At 65.1% G+C, this 19222-nt stretch carries 21 protein-coding genes and 1 other RNA gene; 6 read left to right on the plus strand and 16 right to left on the minus strand.

The features are described 5' to 3' along the window. The first annotated feature begins 22 nt into the window (after positions 1–22). Together GRI89_RS01790 and GRI89_RS01795 are read left to right on the plus strand one after the other, a co-directional pair. Positions 23–886 (plus strand): XdhC family protein, encoded by an 864-nt coding sequence (locus tag GRI89_RS01790; protein ID WP_159791607.1) that lies wholly within the window; start codon positions 23–25, stop codon positions 884–886. Continuing rightward, positions 883–1452: a nucleotidyltransferase family protein gene (locus GRI89_RS01795; protein WP_159791609.1), complete on the plus strand. Its 570-nt coding sequence runs from the start codon at positions 883–885 to the stop codon at positions 1450–1452. Before GRI89_RS01790 ends, GRI89_RS01795 begins: the two co-directional genes overlap by 4 nt. Here GRI89_RS01795 and GRI89_RS01800 read toward each other — a convergent pair. The 11 genes from GRI89_RS01800 to GRI89_RS01850 form a co-directional block, all read right to left on the minus strand. Continuing rightward, complete coding sequence (locus tag GRI89_RS01800; RefSeq protein WP_159791611.1) at positions 1449–3674, minus strand: xanthine dehydrogenase family protein molybdopterin-binding subunit; 2226 nt, start codon at positions 3672–3674, stop codon at positions 1449–1451. The genes GRI89_RS01795 and GRI89_RS01800 overlap by 4 nt on opposite strands. Further along, entirely contained in the window at positions 3667–4137 is a 471-nt protein-coding gene (locus tag GRI89_RS01805; RefSeq protein ID WP_159791613.1) for a (2Fe-2S)-binding protein, read from the minus strand. The genes GRI89_RS01800 and GRI89_RS01805 overlap by 8 nt, the downstream gene beginning before the upstream one ends. 48 nt (positions 4138–4185) lie before the next feature. Next, positions 4186–5151, minus strand: coding sequence for a kinase (locus GRI89_RS01810; RefSeq protein WP_328598028.1), 966 nt, complete (start codon positions 5149–5151; stop codon positions 4186–4188). Then, positions 5148–6116 (minus strand): 2-hydroxyacid dehydrogenase, encoded by a 969-nt coding sequence (locus GRI89_RS01815; protein ID WP_159791615.1) that lies wholly within the window; start codon positions 6114–6116, stop codon positions 5148–5150. The genes GRI89_RS01810 and GRI89_RS01815 overlap by 4 nt, the downstream gene beginning before the upstream one ends. A gap of 3 nt (positions 6117–6119) precedes the next feature. Continuing rightward, complete coding sequence (locus GRI89_RS01820; protein WP_328598029.1) at positions 6120–6962, minus strand: beta-etherase; 843 nt, start codon at positions 6960–6962, stop codon at positions 6120–6122. 67 nt (positions 6963–7029) lie between these two features. Next, positions 7030–7956: a ketopantoate reductase family protein gene (locus tag GRI89_RS01825; protein ID WP_159791619.1), complete on the minus strand. Its 927-nt coding sequence runs from the start codon at positions 7954–7956 to the stop codon at positions 7030–7032. Next, positions 7953–8465, minus strand: a complete 513-nt coding sequence (locus GRI89_RS01830) for an NUDIX hydrolase (protein ID WP_159791847.1) — start codon at positions 8463–8465, stop codon at positions 7953–7955. The genes GRI89_RS01825 and GRI89_RS01830 overlap by 4 nt, the downstream gene beginning before the upstream one ends. 52 nt (positions 8466–8517) lie before the next feature. Then, positions 8518–9195: a TPM domain-containing protein gene (locus GRI89_RS01835; protein WP_159791621.1), complete on the minus strand. Its 678-nt coding sequence runs from the start codon at positions 9193–9195 to the stop codon at positions 8518–8520. Then, positions 9195–9995: a TPM domain-containing protein gene (locus GRI89_RS01840; protein WP_159791623.1), complete on the minus strand. Its 801-nt coding sequence runs from the start codon at positions 9993–9995 to the stop codon at positions 9195–9197. The genes GRI89_RS01835 and GRI89_RS01840 overlap by 1 nt, the downstream gene beginning before the upstream one ends. Next, positions 9995–10528 carry a TPM domain-containing protein gene (locus GRI89_RS01845; RefSeq protein WP_159791625.1) on the minus strand — a complete coding sequence of 178 codons (534 nt, stop codon included), beginning with the start codon at positions 10526–10528 and terminating at the stop codon, positions 9995–9997. Before GRI89_RS01845 ends, GRI89_RS01840 begins: the two co-directional genes overlap by 1 nt. 16 nt (positions 10529–10544) lie before the next feature. Continuing rightward, complete coding sequence (locus tag GRI89_RS01850; RefSeq protein ID WP_159791627.1) at positions 10545–11240, minus strand: LemA family protein; 696 nt, start codon at positions 11238–11240, stop codon at positions 10545–10547. Positions 11241–11372: 132 nt separating this feature from the next. Here GRI89_RS01850 and mscL point away from each other — a divergent pair, with 132 nt between their 5' ends. The 3 genes from mscL to GRI89_RS01865 all read left to right on the plus strand — a co-directional run bounded on the left by mscL (position 11373) and on the right by GRI89_RS01865 (position 12980). Then, positions 11373–11810, plus strand: a complete 438-nt coding sequence (mscL, locus tag GRI89_RS01855; RefSeq protein ID WP_159791629.1) for a large conductance mechanosensitive channel protein MscL — start codon at positions 11373–11375, stop codon at positions 11808–11810. A gap of 26 nt (positions 11811–11836) precedes the next feature. After that, positions 11837–12184: a transfer-messenger RNA gene (gene ssrA / locus GRI89_RS01860) on the plus strand. A gap of 238 nt (positions 12185–12422) precedes the next feature. Continuing rightward, complete coding sequence (locus tag GRI89_RS01865) at positions 12423–12980, plus strand: murein L,D-transpeptidase catalytic domain family protein (RefSeq protein WP_235912684.1); 558 nt, start codon at positions 12423–12425, stop codon at positions 12978–12980. Here the strand turns inward: GRI89_RS01865 and GRI89_RS01870 are convergent. The 4 genes from GRI89_RS01870 to GRI89_RS01885 all read right to left on the minus strand — a co-directional run bounded on the left by GRI89_RS01870 (position 12977) and on the right by GRI89_RS01885 (position 16890). Further along, complete coding sequence (locus GRI89_RS01870) at positions 12977–13225, minus strand: hypothetical protein (protein ID WP_159791633.1); 249 nt, start codon at positions 13223–13225, stop codon at positions 12977–12979. The genes GRI89_RS01865 and GRI89_RS01870 overlap by 4 nt on opposite strands. A 106-nt stretch (positions 13226–13331) precedes the next feature. Beyond that, positions 13332–14579 (minus strand): N-succinylarginine dihydrolase, encoded by a 1248-nt coding sequence (locus GRI89_RS01875; RefSeq protein ID WP_328598030.1) that lies wholly within the window; start codon positions 14577–14579, stop codon positions 13332–13334. A gap of 86 nt (positions 14580–14665) precedes the next feature. Next, positions 14666–15682: an arginine N-succinyltransferase gene (locus GRI89_RS01880; protein WP_328598031.1), complete on the minus strand. Its 1017-nt coding sequence runs from the start codon at positions 15680–15682 to the stop codon at positions 14666–14668. Beyond that, complete coding sequence (locus tag GRI89_RS01885) at positions 15679–16890, minus strand: hydrolase (protein ID WP_159791635.1); 1212 nt, start codon at positions 16888–16890, stop codon at positions 15679–15681. Before GRI89_RS01885 ends, GRI89_RS01880 begins: the two co-directional genes overlap by 4 nt. 133 nt (positions 16891–17023) lie before the next feature. Here GRI89_RS01885 and GRI89_RS01890 point away from each other — a divergent pair, with 133 nt between their 5' ends. Then, complete coding sequence (locus tag GRI89_RS01890) at positions 17024–17386, plus strand: Rap1a/Tai family immunity protein (protein ID WP_159791637.1); 363 nt, start codon at positions 17024–17026, stop codon at positions 17384–17386. 40 nt (positions 17387–17426) lie between these two features. On the opposite strand, the gene GRI89_RS01895 is transcribed toward GRI89_RS01890, so the two are convergent. Then, the gene (locus GRI89_RS01895) at positions 17427–19184 is read right to left on the minus strand and encodes a caspase family protein (RefSeq protein ID WP_159791639.1); all 1758 of its coding nucleotides are present in this window, start codon (positions 19182–19184) and stop codon (positions 17427–17429) included. Positions 19185–19222: the final 38 nt, after the last annotated feature.

Genomic DNA, 19222 nt, shown 5'->3' on the forward strand with positions numbered 1-19222 from the left:
GCGTCACGGCAAACCCGCGGCGATGGCCCCTCCTTCTGTTCCCCACGATCATGCCGCGCTGGTCCATGCCGCAAGCAGCGATGCGGTGCTCTGCACCATTGTCGGCATCGACGGCAGCTTCTCGCGCCGGGTCGGCACGCAACTCGCAGTCGATCCCGACAAGACTCGTGTCGGGGACATGGCCGACAAGTGCCTCGACGACGAGCTGGCCAGCCACGCCGTCGCCGCGCTCGCAGAGGGAAAGCCGCGACTGCTGCGTTATGGCAAGGGCTCGCCGATTGTCGACTTCCGCCTGCCATGCGGGTCGGGGCTCGACATCTGGATCGACCCCGCGCCCGACCGTGCGGCGCTGCGGGACTGCGTGGCCACTCTCGAAACGCGAGAGAAGGCGTCGCTGGCCCTGCCACTCCCTGTCGATGCTCCCGACCACCTTCTGCGCGAGCGGCACTATATCCCGGCCCCTCGGCTCGTCCTGCTCGGTGCGGGCGGCGAGTGCGCATCGCTGGTCAACCTTTGCGAAACGCAGGGCATCGCCGTTGAATGGCGGGAGGCGGGGCAGGGTCTCGATCTCGGCCGCGCACCCGAGGGCGTCGCGGTCGACTGGTGGACCGCGATACTGTTGCTGTTCCACGACCACGAGTGGGAGCACGCGCTGCTGCAATGGGCGCTCGGCACTCCAGCCTTCCTGATCGGCGCGCAAGGCGGCGCCCCGGCGCGTGAGGAGCGGATGGCGCGGCTGCGGGCGGCCGGGCGCATCGAGTACGAACTGGCGCGTATTCACAGCCCCGTCGGCCTGATTCCGCGCGCCCGCGATCCGCAGGTCCTGGCCCTCTCGGTGCTGTCCGAACTGGTCGGCACTTACGAAATGCTCCACCCGCACGCATGAGCGGCAGGCTCGCCATCGCCGTGTTGGCCGCCGGTAGCGCACGGCGTTTCGGTGGCGGTAAGCTCGACGCGGAGTGCGAGGGCAAGCCGCTTGGTGCGTGGGCACTCGAATCTGCTCGAGGGTTGAACGCTCAACTGGCTGTCGTGGTCGGGCCGGAAATGCCCGCGTTTGCGCGCGATGAAGCGCTTGTCGTCGCGTTGAACGCGGACGATGGTATTGGTGTTTCGGCTGCCGCTGCGGCTCAATGGGCGATCGAACTGGAAGCCGACGCGCTGCTCATCATGCTCGCCGACATGCCGCTGATCTCGCTATCGACATTGAACCGGCTGTGTGAGGGGCCGCTGCCATCCGCCGTCAGTTGGTCCGGCGACAAGCCCGGCGCGCCCGCGTGCTTTCCGCGAGAAATGTTTGCCGAGCTCGCACAACTCAAAGGAGATACCGGCGCCGCGTCACAAATGCGCGGACGCAACGACGTGCGCTTCGTGGACGTACCGGAAGACGAACTGCGCGACGTCGACCGGCCCGAGGACCTGGCCGACGTCGCTGCGATCCTGCGAGGGCGTTAGGCCTTCGTCAGAAGCTTGCGGTCGATCGGCAGGCTGCGGATGCGGTTGCCGGTCAGCTTGTAGAGCGCGTTGGTCAGCGCCGGGATCGCCGGCGGCAGCGCAGGTTCGCCGAGCCCGGTCGGCTCGTTGTCGGACTTGACCCACTCGACATGTATTTCCGGCGCGAACGGCATGCGCGGGATCGGATAGTCGTGGAAGTTCGACTGCGCGACCGCACCGTTCTCGATCTTGATCGCCAGCGCCGTGGCCTGGCCCAGGCCGTCGATGACAGCACCCTTGACCTGGTTGAGCGCGCCGAACGGGTTGATGATCGTATGGCCGACGTCGCCAGCGACCCACACGTTGTGGACCTGCGGTGACTTGCCCGCGGAGATGCTCGCCTCGACCACCTCGGCGAAATAGCCCTGGTGGCTGAAGTAGTAGCCGAAGCCGTAGGCGTGACCGTCGGGGGCAGGCTTGCCCCACGGCGACATAGCGACGGCCTTTTCGATCACGCCGCGCATCCGGTCCGGATTGAACCCCCGCTGCGGGCCGCCGAAACCGCCGCCGGGCGGATCGGGTTCCTTCTCCCGCCCGGAGATGAGCTCGAGAAGCAGCGTCGGCAGGTCCTTGCCCGCGGCCTCCGCCACTTCGTCGAGGAAACCCTGCGTCACGAAGGCAATGGCGTTGGATGCCGGAGCGCGAAGCGCACCCATCGGCACCGCCGTTTTCATCTTGCTTTGCGCGTAGCGCAGGTTCGGCACGAACTTGGCCGGGAAGATGTCCGGTGCCATCGCCGCCGGGTTGTATGCCCCGCCGAGTTCAAAGGTGACGAAGTGATCGTCGAAGCCGACGAGCTTGTTGTCCGCGTCGAGGGCGGCACGCAGCCGGTGCCAGCCGGCGGGGCGGTAGAAGTCGCTGCGAACGTCGTCCTCACGGCTCCAGATAAGCTGCACGGGCGTGCCGGGCATCTTGGCAGCGATTGCCGCGGCCTGGTGCATGAAGTCGTTGGTCAGGCGACGGCCGAAGCCACCGCCCATGCGGGTGATATGCAGGGTCACCTGGTCCGGCTTGAGCCCGAGCATCTGCGCCACGCCCATCTGGCCGGCCTGAGGGTTCTGCGTCGGGGACCAGATTTCGAGCGTGCCGTCCTTGTGCATCAGAGCCGTGGTGTTCATCGGCTCCATGGGCACGTGGGCGAGGAAGGGATAGGCGTACTGCTCGTCGAGCGTCTTGGCCGCCGTTGCGAAGGCGGCATCGACGTCGCCGGTCTTGGAAAAGACATCGCTGGAGGGCGGGCCGTCCATCAGCTTCCTGGCCTCGGCATCGTAGCCGGCGCTGGAATGCGAGGTCCAATCGCCGGTGTCCCATTGAGCGGCGAGCTTGCCGCGCGCCTGGTTGGCGACCCACCAGTTCTTGGCGATAACCGCCACACCGTCGACGAGCTGGTCGGGGCCGCCTTTGCCTTCGAGTGTAAAGGCATCGATCACGCCGGGAACGGACTTTGCCGCAGCGGTGTCTGCCGACTTGAGCTTCGATCCGAACACCGGAGCGCGCTCGTAGGCGGCGTAAACCATGCCCGGAAGCTGGGTGTCGACGCCGAAGATCGGCTCGCCATGGACGATCTTGGGGCTGTCGATCCCGCCGATTTCGCGTCCGATGATCACGAAGTCCTTGCGGTCCTTCAGCTTGAGCTTGGCCGGATCGGGAACTGTCGCCTCGGCCGCCATTGAGGCGACTTCGCCGTAGCCGAGCTTCCTTCCGGTTGCCGGATCGGTGATCACACCCTTCGAGGTGGTCAGCGTGGCCGGATCAACGGCGAGCTTCTTGCCCGCCGCCTCAAGCAGCATGGCGCGCGCCGCGGCGCCGGTCTGGCGCATCGGGAACCAGTTCATCGGCGTGGCAAAGCTGCCTCCGGCGATCTGCGGCCCGTACTTGGCGGCGTTGGAATCGCCCTGGACGATCTTGATCTTGTCCCAGTCGGCATCGAGCTCCTCGGCGATCAGCATTGGGAGCATCGTCTTGATGCCCTGGCCGATCTCCGGGTTCTTGCCGACGATGGTGACCTGGCCGTCGGGTGCGATCGAGACGAAGGCATTGAGCGGCGCGGGCTCGGCCGCGCCGGTAGCCGCGCGGGCGATGCCCGGCATCGTGGCGGAAAGGAACATGCCGCCACCGGCGAGGGCGCCGGCCTTGAGCAGAGTGCGGCGCGACAGGTTCACCTTTTCAGCGAGCTCAGACATTGGCCTTCTCCGATTCCGCGGCCGCAATCTGGATGGCGGTCTTGATCCGGCCGTAGCAAGCGCAGCGGCAGATGTTGCCCTGCATGGCGCTGTCGATGTCCTTGTCGCTCGGCGACGGGTTCTTGGCGAGCAGCGCGCTGGCGCTCATCAGCTGGCCGGCCTGGCAATAGCCGCACTGCATAACGTCGACGTCGAGCCACGCGGCTTGCAGGGCCTTGCCGACCGCGGACTGGCCGAGCGCTTCGATGGTGGTGACCTTCTTGCCGGCGAGCGAGCCGACCGTCGTGGAGCACGAACGGGCTGCGACGCCATCGATATGGACGGTGCAGGCGCCGCAGGCGCCGATGCCGCAGCCGAACTTGGTGCCCACCATGCCGAGCTCCTGGCGCAGGGCCCAGAGCAGGGGCATATCGTCGGGCACGTCGAGGGTGCGGGTTTCGCCGTTAATGGTGACGGTGGCCATGAAATACTCCCCAAGTCATTGGCGGACGTTCCTATTTGACAAAGTCTACTAGGTTTTCCCGGATGAGGGAAGGGCGGGACGGACGGAAATTGGCCGCTGGTCGGGCCCGATCTCGATCAGGATGTCGGCCCGCTCGGGCATATCCTCGAGTTGCCAGCGCGTAAGCCGTTCGTAATGCATGAGGAAGCGGTCGAGTGCGTCTGCGTCCATCACCGCAGGGCCTGAGCCAAGCTTGCTCTCCTGCTTCGCCCGGTTGGTGCGGACGGCATCGAAGCCTTCGACCTTGAGCATGACGAGCAGGTCGATCCGCGCGAACAGTTCGGCATAGTCGGTGGCAAGGCGGCGATTGACCTCGCGCCGCCAGGTGCCGTCGGGGTCCTCGTCGGCTTCGAGCGCATTGATCGCTTGGGCGAGAGCTGAGGCAGGCTGCGGGACGGCTCCGACGCACCAGCCTTCGAACAGGATTACATCGACCGGACCTTCGACGCGCACCGATCCGGGCGCACGGTCGTCGCGGGCCTTGTCGAAGCGCGGCAGGTCGGCGGGGCGGCCGGACAAGAGCTTGTCGATCAGGTCCATGCCGAGATCGACGTCGTGGGTGCCGGGCACACCGCGAGTGGCGAAAAGCGGTTGGGTGTGCTCGGCCAGCGTCTGCCGCTCGGCATGGGTGAGGTAGAGATCGTCCAGCGAGAGGGTGACTGCTGATAGGCCAAGATCGGCCAGCAAGAGTTCGAGGAATCGGCAGACCGTCGACTTGCCCGAACCCTGCGCGCCGTTGATGCCGACGAGCAGACATCCCCCTTCGTCATTGCGAGGATCGGAGCGACGAAGCAATCCAGGGAGGTCGCGCGGGTTGCTCTGGATTGGTTGGCGCGCCGCGCCTGCTTCGCAACCGCTACGCTCGCAATGACGAGTGATTTGGTGAGCCAATGGCCGCCAGTATTGTTCAGCAATTTCACTGTAGTCGGGAGGAAGCCGCTCCGCCTCGATGAGTTCGTCAACGGCGTCTGTCACGCCACCCGATCCGGAAGCTCGCGACCCTCGGCCCAGGCGACTGCGTTGGCCATCGCCTTTTCGCCCATCGCTGTACGGGTCTCGACGTTGGCGCTGCCGAGGTGGGGGAGGAGGACGACGTTCTCCAATCCGAGAAGTTCGGGCGGCACTTGCGGCTCGTGCGGATAAACGTCGAGACCGGCACCGGCGAGGTGCCCGCTGCGAAGCGCGTCGGCGAGCGCGGCATGGTCGACCACGCCGCCGCGGGCAGTGTTGATGAGATAGGAACCCGACTTCATTGCCGCGAGTGCCGCCGCGTCGATCAGGTTCGCCGTTGCCGGTCCGCCGGGTACGTGCAGCGAGACGAAGTCCGAGGCAGCGAGGAGCTCATTCAGGTCCGGATAGAACCTTGCACCCAGTTCCTGCACCACCGCCGGGTCAGCCTCGCGCCGGGCGTAGTAGGCGATCTTCATCCCGAAGCCGTGATGCGCGCGCTGGGCGGTGGCGATTCCGATACGGCCGAAAGCCACGAGCCCGAGCGTCTTGCCCTTGAGCGAGGAACCAATGAGATGGGTCGGCCGCCAGCCGCTCCATTTGCCCGCGCGCAATTCGCGCTCGCCATCACCGGCACGACGAGCGGCCATCAACAGCAGGGTCATGGCGATATCTGCGGTGGCATCGGTCAGGACGCCGGGGGTGTTGGTGACCGCGATGCCCTTGGCCTTCGCCGCGGCGAGGTCAATGTGGTCGAACCCGACGCCGTAGTTGGCGATCAGCTTTACCCGGTCGCCGCCGGCGATGACTTCGGCGTCGATCCTATCGGAGACGGTCGGGCACAGCACGTCGAACTTGCCCATCGCGCGGGCGAGGTCGGCCTGCGACATCGGCTCGTCGCTTTCGTTGAGAACCGTATCGAAGCGGTCCTGCATGGCCCGTTCGACGGCTTCCGGCCAGCGCCGGGTGAGCAGGACACGCGGCGTCGCCATGCGTCAGGCCTTGGCCATACCTTCGGTGATACGCTGGGTTTCTGCGCGGGTCGATTCGATGCCGGTATTGCGCTTGTGAATTCCGCCGAGGCCCGGCGGCATGAACAGCGGCGGGTCGCCCTCGCGCTGCTTGAGGCCGAACAGCGGGAACAGTCCCGGATGGCGGCCAAGTCCGCCGAACATGTCGAGCAGGCTGTCGATCCACGGGCGCAGGGGATCGTCTTCGGCAAGCACCGGCGAATTCTGGCACACCGAGGCGGTGAACAGGATCGAGCCGAGGAGGCGGTAATCGGCGTAGTTGGGCGTGTCGCCGCCGAGGTACTTGCTCTCGCGCAGCGCGATGCGAAGTGGTTCGAGCGCGGCGGAAATCTGCGGCAGGCGGTCCTCGTAGCCTTCCTGCATCGCCTCAAGAGTCTGGCCGAGCATCTTCTCGCGCGAATAGGTGATGTATTCGTGGTCGTCGGCGTTCGCGAGGTCGCGGTAGCTGACGCAGTTGCAACGCATCCACGGACCCGTCGCGACGCCCCAGAACCACGCATCGAGCGCGCGCGTCATGGCGGCGACGCTGGGGTGCGGGATCAGCGTGGGGCGGTCGGGGTAGGTCTCGTCGAGGTATTCGACGATGCCCCATGAATCGAGCACCCACTTGCCGTCGTCGATGATCGCCGGGAGCCGTTCGGTCACCCCGCCGGTGCGCTCGGGGATCTTGGTGAACCCGCCCGGGACGACGTCGAGGTCGAAGCCCTTGTGCTTGAGCGCGTACTTCGTCGCCCAGACGAACGGGCTGATCGTTGCTCCGGTCGAAAGCGCCAGGTCGAAGAAGGTGATGGTGTTGTCCTTGGCCACGGAAGGCTCCTCAATTCCCAAAATGACTTTGTCCGGTTCGTATGCCCGGGCCAAGGAAATTGGAAGGCTATTCGCCAGCCAGCTTCGATTCCTCGAGCTTGACGAAGCGCCAGAAGGTTTCGAGCAGCGGCGTGGCGACGCCCTTGGCCTTCGCCGCTGTCACGATTGCGCCGTTGATGGCATCGACTTCGGTGCGGCGTCCCGCCTTCACGTCCTGCAGCATCGAGGCCTCGTGGTCGGCGTGGTCGGTCACAGAAACGTGGGTCAGGTCGTGGATCGCTTGTCCGTTCACCATCACGCCGTTGGCATGGGCGGCGGCGATGCCCTCGTCGACCGCGGCGCGGATCATCGCGCGGCTCTCCTCGTGCGCGCCGAGGAAGCCGGGAGTGCGCAGGGTCAGCGCGCAGAGCGGGTTCATCGTCGCGTTGAAGATCGCCTTGGACCATACGGCCTCATAGATCTTCGGATCGGCGATGGCGGCGAGATCGCCCTTTGTGAGCAGCGCGGCAACTTCTTCGGCGAAGGCCGGATCGCCTGACGGGAACGCCGTGTAGAGCTTCGTCCCGCCCTCACCGTGGCTGCGCACGCGGCCCGGACCGACGAGGTCCGACGGCAGCGAGCTGACGCCGACCAGCACGCGCGCCTCGTCGGCATGGGCGGCGAGGCGCTGCTCGTTGCCGAGCCCGTTTTGAAGCGTCAGAAGTCGCGTGTCGGGGCCGATCGCATGGGCAATGCCCGTCAGCGCTGTGTCGGTCATGAAGGTCTTGGTGAAGACCAGCACGAGGTCGAGCGGGCCCTGCAGGTCTTCGGGCCGGACGGCTGGGATCGGCAATTGTTCGGTGCCCGAGCGGCGTTCGAGTTCGAGGCCGTTCGCATTGATCGCGGTGATGTGCTCGGCGTTGACGTCGACGAACATCACATCCGCGCCGCCGCGGTGCAGCGCCGCGCCGTAAAGGCAGCCCATCGCTCCCGCGCCGAGGACCGCAACCCTCACGCCTCGTTCTCCGCCAGCATTCCCGCGCCGAGCAGAAGCAGCAGCCGGACGTCGATCATCGTGCCCGCGGCGCGCCGGTCGGCGACGAATGCCGGAAGGCGGGCGATCGGCACGGTATGCACGGTGATGTTCTCCCCCTCGACACCGCCGCCTTCGCCGACGCGGGTCAGACCGCTGGCGCGGAGCAGCGAAAAGGTCTCGCCAACCATGCCGGGAGAGGAAGCGAACTCGCCGAGGTCTTGCCAGCGAGCCGCGGCGTAGCCGGTCTCTTCCTCCAGCTCGCGCTCTGCGGCTGAGAAGTGGTCCTCGTCATCGGCACCATCGTCATCGCCGATCAGCCCCGCGGGGAGCTCGAGGCATGACTTGTCGAGCGGCACACGGAACTGTTCGACCAGCACCACCGATCCAGCGTCGACCGCGAGAATCACCGCCGCGCGAATTCCGCGCGCGCGGCCGACATACTCCCATCGCCCGCGGCGCTTGGCCGTGATGAAACGGCCTTCCCACATCAGTTCTTCGGGCTTGTCGGCGTCGGGCGGGCGTTGGGTCACGCCGCCGCGTTTAGAGTTCGATCAGCCGGTCTGGCAACTCGTTCCGGTCGTCCTCGGCGCGGGGGAAGTGTTCGGCCAGCACCTCGCCGACCCTGCCGATGGCCGCCGCCATGCCGGCGCCGACGTGGTCCTGTTTGATCTCGACCAGCATGACGGCCATCGCCTCGCCCCAGACTTCGGGCGAGACTTTCGAAGCGATGGCCTCGTCGGCGACGATTTCGGCGCGGTGTTCGTCCATCGAGAGGTAGATGACGATGCCGGTGCGGCCATGGGTGCGGCGCTCCGCCGCGGCCTTGAAGATGCCGATGGCGCGGTTGCGCACGCGTGCCGACTTGATGAAGCCGGGGATCAGGAAGAACTTGAGCGGCTTCCAAAGCTGGATCAGCCACATCCCCACGAACTTGATGATGCCGACCGCTACTGCGATGCCGAACAGCTCGCCCGGTGTCCATTCGGGGTTCCACTCGCCGGTCAGCCAGGCGATCGTGCCGAGGTAGAAGTCGGGAAAGAAGGCGAGGAAGGTGATCGCAGTGAAAGCGGCAATGGCAGCCCATACCAACGCCACGTCGCTGTAACCGTCGGAGCGGAGCGATACGACCGGGACGATTTCGCCGGCCGACTTCAATTCGGCCGCGCTCACGGCATTGCCGACCAGTTCGTGATCGGCCTCGCTGAGAAGATTCGACATTACCAGCCCCCGCTTGCCCCGCCGCCGCCGAAGCTGCCGCCTCCGCCTGAAAAGCCGCCACCACCGCCGCCGAAGCCTCCGAAGCCGCCGCTCGAGTGGTGCGAACCGCCGCGTGTTGCAGAATTGATCGCGTTCCACAGGATGACGTCGCCGATGGCCGATCCGACCCCGTAACGGCGCCCGCGTCGACGGCGGAACATCGGCAGGATGAAGAAGAACAGGATGAACAGCATCCAGATCACCGCCCCGATCGGGAAGCCTTCGTCGGACGACTGGCGCTGGGTTGCATCGACTGCTGCCTTCTGTTGGTCGGGCGGCAGTTCGATCTGCTTGATGATCGCATCGGCCCCGGCGATGATCCCGCCGGTCATGTCGCGGTTCTTGAAACGCGGCAGGATGTCGCGGTTGATTATGTCGAAGGCGAGGCCGTCGGGGATCACGCTTTCGAGCCCGTAGCCCACCTCGATCCGCACCTTGCGTTCGTTTGGCGCGACGAGTAGGATGATACCGTCGTTGCGTCCCTTGTCACCAAGCTGCCAGTAACGGCCGAGCTGGTAGCCGTAATCGGCGATGTCGTAACCATCGAGACTCGGCACTGTCGCGACGACGAACTGGCGCTGGTTCTTCTGTTCGAAAGCGTCGAGTTTTGCCGAAAGCAGTGCTTCATCGGTATCGTCGATGATGTTCGCGGCATCGACCACGGGCGCGGTGCCCCGCTCGGGGAAGTCCGGCGCCGCGAGCGCGGCGCTGCCCGTCAGCGACAGGAAGAGCGCGAATAGCAGGGTTACGTGGCGGGCCATTACGCTGCTTTCCTCGCGTCTACCGCCGCGTTGTCGTTGGCTGGAATTGTCGGGTGCGATCGCATCCGGGCAATGATCATGTCGGCCGCGCCCTCAAGCCCGCGATCGAAATTCCCTTGGCGGAACTGGGGGAGCATCGTCTTGTCGATCACTTCCTGGCACCAGGCATCGGGATAGGATTGTTCGATTCCGAGACCGGTCCCGATGCGGACCTTGCGCTCGTTGGGGGCGATGAGGATGATCAGGCCGTCATTGCGTGTGCGGTCGCCGAGCCCCCACTTGTTCGAGTAGTCGGTCGCGAAGTCCTCGATCGCACGGCCGTCGAGCGACTTCACGGTGACGATACCCACCTGCGGACCGTATTCGCGCTCGGCAACCGTCAGGCGGTCCGCAAGGCGGGCTTCGGTTGCCGCGTCGATGATTCCGGCAAAGTCGCGAATGCGGCCCTGCGGCTGTTCATCCTCGCCGCCAGCCGTTGCCGCGCAAGCGGCAAGCAGGCTGGCTGCGAACAAGGCGACCAGGCGCGCCATCATGGCCCGACCGTCCGGCCTAGTTGGCCGCGGCCGTTGAGGTGGCCGAAGGCGCGGCGTTGTCGTTGGTGGCGGGCTGCGGAGCCGTCGCCGGGTTCGTGCTGGTCCGCATGTCCAGCGTCGGAGCGACTTCCGCACTCGGCGTTGCCGCCTGGTAGGGCGTCATCGGCTTGGCACCGTGGACGATCTTTGCGCCGATGATCGAGGGGAAGGTGCGGATCTCGGTGTTATAGGCGCGCACCGCCTCGTTGTAGTCGCGGATCGCCACCCGGATGCGGTTCTCGCTGCCTTCGAATTGGGTCATGAAGCGTCCGAAGTTCTCCTGGCTCTTGAGCTCGGGATAGGCTTCCATCGTGACGAGCAGGCGGCTCAGCGCGCCGCCGAGCTGGTTCTGCGCGTCCTGATAGGCCTGGACCTTGGCCGGGTCGTCGAGGTCGTCGGCGCTGATCTGGATTTCCGGCCGGGTCGCGCTAGCGCGCGCCGAAACGACCGCATCGAGCGTCGCGCGTTCCTGCTCCGCGCTCGACATGACGATCTCCTGCAGGTTGGGTATGAGGTTGGCGCGTTCCTGGAACGCGGCCTGCACGTCGGCCCACTTGGCCTTGGCATTTTCCTCTGCCGCCGGGACCGAGTTGATGCCGCAGGCGCTGAGCGCCAGTGCACCGAGAACGGCCAGGGCAAGGCCGGCCAGGCGGATGGGGGAACGATGGGACATCGGGAAACCTCCTCCAGAACAGGTGTATTGCATAGATAGCACGGTATGAACGGGGTTCAAGGGAACCCCGTCTTGTTACCTGCGCGCGACAGTGGCACGAATGGGACTGAGCAAATTGGGAGGAAACAGTCCATGTGGTCCGATTTCAAGGCGTTCATCGCCAAGGGGAACGTGATGGACCTGGCGGTGGCGGTGATCATCGGCGGGGCCTTTGCAACCATCGTCAAGTCGCTGACCGACGAGATCATCATGCCGATCGTCGGCGCGATTTTCGGCGGAGCGGACTTCTCGAAATACTTCGTCCTCCTCTCGGTTCCCGAGGGTTACGAGGGCTCGATGGACGACTACGCCGCCCTCAAGGAAGCCGGAGCGGCGATGATCGGCTACGGCAGTTTCGTGACGGCAGTGATCAACTTCCTAATCCTCGCCTTCATCATCTTCCTGCTGGTTCGCTATTCGAAGAAGGCGATGTCCCAGTTCGAAGCGAAGGAAGAGGACGCGGCCCCTGCTGGCCCCAGCGAAATCGACCTGCTGACCGAAATCCGCGACGAGTTGAAGAAGCGGGGCTAGCACCGTCACCTCTGCGCCGGCGGCGGTCACTTCACATTAATCGTCGTTTGCTTATATGGAACTCGCCGGTTTCGGCCGGCTATGGCGATAAACTGCGGTGTGCAATAGGCACAGCGGACCCGGGGGCAGTACCCGGCGGCTCCACCATAAAGCCCTGTTTCGGCAGGGTTTCCTGACGGGGCCGAACCAGGATCGACGTGTGTTGAAAAGCACTGTTTTCGCCCGGGCTGAGTAACCCGTTAAAGGCTCAAAACACACAAGTGCCAACGACAACGAAGCACTTGCTCTCGCTGCGTAATTCTAGGGCCTAGCGGCCTGACCTTACAAAGCTTTGAGCACGGTTCGGACCGAACCGGGTAACAGAATCGGAAACCGGGGGCCCGGGGGAGCCTAGCAACAGAATCCCCCACCGCTCACCCCTGAGGTAGGGCACCACCACAATTCTTAGAGAGCGCGTAAAGCGTCGAACTGGATCGAATGACCCGGGCCACCAGTGGCTCGGGCCAACGGACGGGATCGCAGATGAATTTCAACCGACGCCAATTCGTCGGCGCCGCCATTGCTGCTTTTGCCGGAACTTCGGCGAACCGCACCCTGGCGGAACCTACCGTAATGCCGCTCCTGAAGAGCGAGCCAATTCCTCCCACCCCTCCGGCCGAGCGCCTGCCGCTGCTTGACGAGGCTCTTGCGGCGCTCGAACGCCACGGTGCACGGGTGCTCGACCGTACGAAGATCGGGCTGGTCGATTTCGGCCGCCCCTCGAGCGAGCCGCGCTTCCACCTCGTCGACGTGGCGGGTGGCCGGATCGAGCAGAGCTGGCTCGTCTCGCATGGCAGCGGTTCGGACCCCGACGCCACCGGCCAGTTGCAGCGCTTCTCGAACGTGCCCGGTTCCAACGCCAGTTCGCGTGGCGCCTACGTGGTTTCGAGCACCTACATCGGCAAGCATGGCCGCTCGCAACGCGTGATCGGGCTCGATCCGACCAACAGCGAAGCCCTCGACCGGGCGATTGTCATCCACGGCGCTAGGTACGTCGATCCATCGCTGATCGGCAGCCAGGGCCGGATCGGGCGTAGCCAGGGCTGCTTCGCGGTCGAAGTCGGTGAGATAGACCGGGTGATTTCGCGGCTTGGGGCAGGGCGCCTGCTCTATGCCGGCAAGTCGGCCTAATTCTTGATGGGTACCTCGGCGGCGAGGCGCGCATCCTTCTCGTACTTCAGGCAGTCGAGAATCTTGGCACCGGCCATGAATACCGCGCCGGTGCAGGCGAGGAACAGCAGGTCGCCACCGTATCCGGGATAGACTTCAAGGTAATGCGCGCCGCGCGACGTTGCCCCGAGGGCGAGCGCATAAATGATCAGGTACGCTTCCCACCGGGTCTTGATGACGAATAGGCGGGCGATCTTGCGCGGCATCTGTGGTCCCTGGCGTAAGAGGGACCAGCACCGTGCCCGCCCCCAATTTGCGCTTCCTAATGCGCTAATAATCATCGCACGTGTAAAGCGTTCCGACAGTCCCGAATCAGGCCAGTTCCGGCAACAAAAGCGCGTCGATCAGAGCGTTGCGCGCGTCGGTCACCGTCTTGGCGAGCGAGGATTTCCCCAAGTCTGACGGATCGACCTGCTCGGGCCAAGTCAGGGAAATTACCCTCTCCAGCAAGTCGGCTCGCGTTTCGTCGAGCAGGAATCGCGAATCGACCGTGGCCGGGTCCGCGACGACGCGCAGGCGCAGGCAGGCCGGACCGCCGCCGTTGGCCATCGACTGGCGCACGTCGACCGGGATCACCTGCCGAATCGGGCCGTTGCTGGCGAGCATCCGTTCGCACCAGTCCCACACCACAGTGTTTTCGCGGCACTCGTCGGGCACCACGAGTGCCATTGTCGCATCGGGCAGGGTCAGGAGCTGGGCGTTGAACAGGTAGCTGGCGATCGCATCGGCCAGGCCGACTTCGGCATCGGGCACTTCGACAACTTCGAGTTCGGGAAACCTGGCGCGGATCGCTGCGTAGGCGCCGTCGCGGTCGGCGAAGGCCCTTTCGTGGGCGAAGAGCACGCGTTCGTTGGCCACCGCAACGACATCATTGTGGAACGCGCCTGCCGCGATTGCTTCAGGGCTCTGTTCGGCGAACACCACGCGATCAGGATCGAGACCGTGGCTGCGCGCGACGATACGGCTGGCCTGCTCGTGCTGGCGGGCGGGGAAGGGGCCGCCGCCCTTGCCAAAGACGAAAACCTCGACACCGGGAGCACCATGTGCCGAGGCAAGCCGCATGTGGTTCGCCGCTCCCTCGTCGCCGAAGGTCGGAGGAACCGGGCCGTGCACCGCGAAGTGCCCGGCGTTGGCGAACATCAGGCGCAGCTGGGCGAGCGTGTCGGGCCATTCATGGCTTCGGTGCGGCATAGTCACGAGGTTGGCGACGGTCAGGTGGCAGCGCCCGTCAGCAGTGTCGGGAGCAGGGCTGACCGTGACGGCGTTGGCTGTCCACATCGAACTCGCCGACCACGCCCCGGCGACGAGTCCGGTATCGGTCGCCTCGTCGGCGGCAATCTGGTCGAGCCAGCGGATGTTCGGGCGGGGCAGGGGAACGAAGAAGCCCTGCGCCAAACCGCGCGCCATGTTCCCGCGCATCTTGGCGATCCCCTGCAGCGCGGCGGCCCGCGGGTAGGCGACATCGCCGGCATGGGCAGTCGCCGCGAGATTGCCGAGGCTAAGCCCGGCGTAGTTGTGGCTCGGGCCGACGATGCCGTCGAAGTTGATTTCCTTCAGCACTCAAATCTCCGTTCGGTTCGAGCGAAGTCGAGAACCGTTCGCACCACGTGTCTCGACTTCGCTCGACACGAACGGGAGGGGAAGGACTATCGAGCCACGCTCCACACCTCGTCACCCAGGCCAACGCCCAGCGCTTCGGCAGCCGCCTCGTCGATCGCAATCGAACCGTCCTCGGCGAATTCGCGCCGGCCGTAGCAGCAGCGGTAAGTCGCCAGCGTGCCGGTGGCGAGGATCGCCCGCTCGCCGATGTCGAGCGAGGTGCCGCCGACCCGCGCGGGCCGGGCTTCGGTAATCGACTTCACGTGGTTGGTGCGCGCAGTCATCGTCGGGCCGCCGTCGAAGATGTCGACATAGCCTTCGAAGGCGAAGCCCTCGTTCTCGAGCATCTTCATCGCCGCGCGTCCGGTCGGGTGAGGCAGGCCGATAACGGCGCGCGCCTCGTCGTCGAGCATGGCTACGTAGACCGGGTGCTTGGGCATCAGGTCGGCGATGAACTGGTTGCCGTTGATGGCGTTGAAATAGTCGGCTTCCTGGAAGCCCATGCCGAAAAAGCGGCCTGCAACCCCGTCCCAGAACGGCGAACCGCCCTTGTCGTCGATGATCCCGCGCAGCTCGGCAAGGATGCGCTCGGCGAAGCGCAGGCGGTGCATGGCGATGAACAGGTAGCGGCTGCGCGCCAGCAGCATGCCCTTGCCGCCCGAGCGTTCTGACGGGTGCAGGAACAGCCCGCCCACTTCGCTCGATCCTTCGAGATCGGTGACGAGGCTGAGCAGCTCGGCGCGGACGGTGCGGTCGAGTTCCTCGGAATGCTGGGTCTGGGTGGTGATGCGATAGCTGTAGAACGGCCAGTGCTGACCGACCTGGCTCATCACCTGGCAGCTGCCTCGCGCCTCGTCGGTCTTGGTGTTCTCGAGCATGAAGACGAACAGGTCGTCGCCCAGTTCGTCATCGGTGCGTGCGAACGATTTGGCGGATCGCTGCAGCTTCGCGGTCAGCGCGGCGCGGTCAGGTGGCAGGTTGGTGAACCCGCCGCCGGTGCTCTTGGCCATTTCGTAGATCGCTTCGAGGTCGTCCTCGCCTGCGGCACGGATAACGAAAGTCACAACATCTCCCCTGTTGCGAGGCGGAGCAGGACCACCGCCGAAAGCGCCGCCCTTTCGGACAGCGAACTGGCGATCATGAATTCGTCCGCCGAGTGGATCTTGCCCCCTCGCACGCCCATCGTATCGACCACGGGCACGCCGCAAGCGGCGATGTTGTTGCCGTCGCAGACTCCGCCGCTTGCCTGCCAGCCGAGCTTGCGGCCGAGTGCTTCGGAGGTGTCGGCGACGAGGTCGAACAGTTTCTGCGCTCGTGCATCGACCGGCTTGGGTGGCCGGGTAATGCCGCCGTGGCGGTGGATCGCGACGTCATGCCGCTCGGCGATGTCCGAGAGCAGGAAGGACAGCGCCTTCTCGAACTCGGTAGCGGCTTCGACCGTCTTGGGCCGGATGTTGAAGTGCAGGATCGCGTGGTCGGGCACGACATTGTTGGCCGATCCTCCCTCGATCTTCGCCGGGTTCACCACCAGGTCCGCATGGGTCATCGCCTTGAGCACCACGGCAATCTCCGCCGCGGCGACTACCGCGTTGCGTCCTTCTTCGGGGTTGCGGCCGGCGTGGGCCGACTTGCCGGTGACGACGATCGAATAGTTGCCGCTGCCGCCACGGGCATGGGCCAGAGTACCGTCGGGCAGCGCCGAAGGCTCGTAAGTCAGCGCGGCGAACTTGTCCCTTGCCAGCTCCGCGATCAGCGCGGCGGACGAGAGGGAACCGGTTTCCTCGTCGGAATTGATCATGACGTCGTAGCCGACCTTGGCGGCCTCGGGCGAAGCCTCGAACGCGGCGAGGGCGTGGAGAATCACGGCAATGCCGCCCTTCATGTCCGCCGCGCCCGGCGCGTTGAGAGTATCGTCGTCAAGCCATGTTGCGGACTGGAAGGCGTGGTCCGCCGGGAACACCGTGTCCATGTGTCCGGTCAGCAGGAAGCGCCGCTTGGCATCCGGCCGCACCGAGACGACGAGGTGGTTTCCGTGCCGTAGCTCGACCTTGCTGCCGTCGGGCGCGACAGCAGTCACGGTGGCGGGATCGTGCAATTCGACGTCGCCGGGCAGGGCTGCGAAGGCATCGGCCAGCACACCGGCCTGCGTCGCCAGGCCATCGAGATTGCGCGTGCCACTGTTGATCGCGCTCCACCGCTCGACAGCGGCGAGCATCGCCTGTTGGTCGATCGGATCGATAAGCGCGCGTTCGGAAGCGGAAAGCTGTTTCATCCGCAACCGCCGTAGCCGGACAGGCCGGTCTGTCCAAGTCTCGAAACTGGGCGTGGATCGATCGACGGCCCAGCTTGACTGTCGATCAGGACCGGTGCTCCAATCGCGATTTCATGCAGTTGCAGGGGGGTAAATGCGCAAGACCACCGGATATCTCATCGCCATGGTTCTGGCCACATCGGGTTCCGTAGCCCGGGCCGATGATGGGACGCCAACAGCCGGGGTCTTCAAGACCGGTGAGCAGCTATATGAAGTATGCACCTCGGAAGACGATGATGAAATCGATCGCTGCTATTGGTACCTGATGGGTAGCTGGGATGCGATGACCTTTTACGCCGATATCGATCTCACCGATCGCTACGCCTGCCTGCCGGAGGACGCCGTGGTAGGAGAATTGCGCGACGTCGTGGTGTCATATTTGCGTGGGGCCGATCGTTCGAAGAGCGCAATCAGCCTGACATTCAATGCCCTCACCGATTACTACGAATGCGAATAGGGCGCACTGACCTCGGACGACGGCTCGACGGCCGGCCAGCCTAGCCGATCTGCTTGGCGATGAATTCGAGCTGGGTGCGCGCGGATTCGGGAAGTGCAGGATCCGACAACGCCTGGCGCAGCCAGTGCCGGGCGTCTTCATGCGACTTGTTCCGGCCCCAGCCGTTGAATGCTGCCATGGCCATCTGCCGCTGCGCATCGGAATAGCCGAGAGTGGCGGCGTTGGTGCAATGGTCACGCGCGCCGGAGTAGTCGTTTTCGCCCATATAGATTTCGCACAGCCAGTGATCGGCATCGCCGTTGCCGCTCGCGGCGAGCGTTTCGAGTTGCCGGCGGTTGGTTCGCTTGTCGTCTGCGTTACCGGCAAGTGTCAGGCTGTACATGGCGTAGGGATAGCCCGATCTCGCGGCTTTGCGCATGAGTTCGAGGCCGGCGGCATAGTTCTCAAGCGAGGCGGGGAGAACGCCGACAAATCCCGTCATCAGGATTGTTCCGTGGTGCGCCTGGGCTTTGGCGAAGCCCTGGTCCGACGCCTTGCGGAACAGGTCGACCGCGCGCTTGTGCGCTGCAACGTCCCCTTTGCGCTGTTCGAGGAAGTAGGCCAGTTCCAGCTGCCCCGAAGGCGTGCCCTGTGCGGCGGCCTTCTCGAGGTAGTCGAGCGCGCGCTTAACGTCTTTCGGCACCCCGACTCCGAACTCGTACATGTAGCCGAGGAGGTAGGTCGCCATGGGATCTCCGCGCCGGGCCAGCGCTTCGAGTTCGGGCACTGGGTGGTTGCGCAGCACTTCGACCGCCAGCATTGTCTCGTCGGTCGTCGCCAGTCGCTTGGGGTCGATTTTCAGCGGTTTGAGTTCGGCCGTCGCAACCGGAGCCGGCTTGGCTTGCGCCTTGGCTTGCGTACCGTCGAAAAGGAAGAAGTTGGGGCCGAGCGAGTTGTAGGTGTAGGGCACCTGCTGGGGGGCGTATTTCGCGGTGCGCTCGTAAACGCCCTGGCGGATGGCGCTGAACAGGGTGGTCAGTTCGACCCGCGGAATGCCGATCTTGTCAGCGACTTCGAGCGCGAAGGGGCTGAAGTTGCGGTTCGGCGCCACGCCGTCCTTTGCCGGAACGCCGCGAGCCGTCGAATAAAGCACCGCGACTTTCTTCCCGACCGGGAAATCGTAATCGTTGAAGTTCTTCGACTCGGCCTGCGCACGAGCCGCCGCGTCGGTGATCGAAACCCCGCCGCTGCTCGTGCGGCAGGCGTCGAGCATGAACACCGTGGTTCCCGCCAACGTCATCGCGTTGGCGGCCTGCTCGAAATCGACAAAGCGATAGGGCAACTCGGTCGATTCGACATAGACCGGGGCGTCGATTGGCACGAGGTAGTTGTGGCGATCGTATTCGAAGCCGTGGCCGGCAAAGTAGAACAACGCCACGTCGGAACCCGACGCCAACTTCGAAAAGGCCGCAATGGCATCCTGCATCGCGCGCCAGTCGGCATCGTCAACGCGCATGACGGCGAAGCCGATGTCCTGCAGCTTCTTCTCCACCAGTCCGACGTCGCGCTGCGGATTGGGCAGGGAGGGCCAGTGGACGGCATCGCCCGGCGGGACCAGATATTCGCTGTTGCCGATCAGCAGCGCGACCTTCTTGGACGGGGCAGAGGAGAGGTCACCGGTGAAGGCTTGCACGGCAGGCCGCTCGGCGTCGCGCTTGTAGAGGTAGAACAGGGCCCAGGCGCCGTTGGTGACGAGAAGCGAGAGCAGCAGCAGCGAATGCCACAGCGGAAACCGGCGCAGGGGAGCGCCGTCGGTCATGACCGATGCGGGAAGTCGGGGCGGGGCTTCATCGCTGT

It is taken from the genome of Croceibacterium salegens (assembly GCF_009827435.1).
GTDB classification, from domain to species: domain Bacteria; phylum Pseudomonadota; class Alphaproteobacteria; order Sphingomonadales; family Sphingomonadaceae; genus Croceibacterium_B; species Croceibacterium_B salegens.

Excerpts from the sequence above, each read along its gene's own strand:
- GRI89_RS01815 (WP_159791615.1), bottom strand. The coding sequence starts at position 6,116 with ATGGCGACGCCGCGTGTCCTGCTCACCCGGCGCTGGCCGGAAGCCGTC.
- mscL (WP_159791629.1), top strand. The coding sequence starts at position 11,373 with ATGTGGTCCGATTTCAAGGCGTTCATCGCCAAGGGGAACGTGATGGAC.
- GRI89_RS01800 (WP_159791611.1), bottom strand. The coding sequence starts at position 3,674 with ATGTCTGAGCTCGCTGAAAAGGTGAACCTGTCGCGCCGCACTCTGCTC.
- GRI89_RS01830 (WP_159791847.1), bottom strand. The coding sequence starts at position 8,465 with ATGTGGGAAGGCCGTTTCATCACGGCCAAGCGCCGCGGGCGATGGGAG.
- GRI89_RS01790 (WP_159791607.1), top strand. The coding sequence starts at position 23 with ATGGCCCCTCCTTCTGTTCCCCACGATCATGCCGCGCTGGTCCATGCC.
- GRI89_RS01845 (WP_159791625.1), bottom strand. The coding sequence starts at position 10,528 with ATGATGGCGCGCCTGGTCGCCTTGTTCGCAGCCAGCCTGCTTGCCGCT.
- GRI89_RS01805 (WP_159791613.1), bottom strand. The coding sequence starts at position 4,137 with ATGGCCACCGTCACCATTAACGGCGAAACCCGCACCCTCGACGTGCCC.
- GRI89_RS01885 (WP_159791635.1), bottom strand. The coding sequence starts at position 16,890 with ATGAAACAGCTTTCCGCTTCCGAACGCGCGCTTATCGATCCGATCGAC.
- GRI89_RS01890 (WP_159791637.1), top strand. The coding sequence starts at position 17,024 with ATGCGCAAGACCACCGGATATCTCATCGCCATGGTTCTGGCCACATCG.
- GRI89_RS01865 (WP_235912684.1), top strand. The coding sequence starts at position 12,423 with ATGCCGCTCCTGAAGAGCGAGCCAATTCCTCCCACCCCTCCGGCCGAG.
- GRI89_RS01850 (WP_159791627.1), bottom strand. The coding sequence starts at position 11,240 with ATGTCCCATCGTTCCCCCATCCGCCTGGCCGGCCTTGCCCTGGCCGTT.
- GRI89_RS01870 (WP_159791633.1), bottom strand. The coding sequence starts at position 13,225 with ATGCCGCGCAAGATCGCCCGCCTATTCGTCATCAAGACCCGGTGGGAA.
- GRI89_RS01895 (WP_159791639.1), bottom strand. The coding sequence starts at position 19,184 with ATGACCGACGGCGCTCCCCTGCGCCGGTTTCCGCTGTGGCATTCGCTG.
- GRI89_RS01795 (WP_159791609.1), top strand. The coding sequence starts at position 883 with ATGAGCGGCAGGCTCGCCATCGCCGTGTTGGCCGCCGGTAGCGCACGG.
- GRI89_RS01835 (WP_159791621.1), bottom strand. The coding sequence starts at position 9,195 with ATGTCGAATCTTCTCAGCGAGGCCGATCACGAACTGGTCGGCAATGCC.
- GRI89_RS01840 (WP_159791623.1), bottom strand. The coding sequence starts at position 9,995 with ATGGCCCGCCACGTAACCCTGCTATTCGCGCTCTTCCTGTCGCTGACG.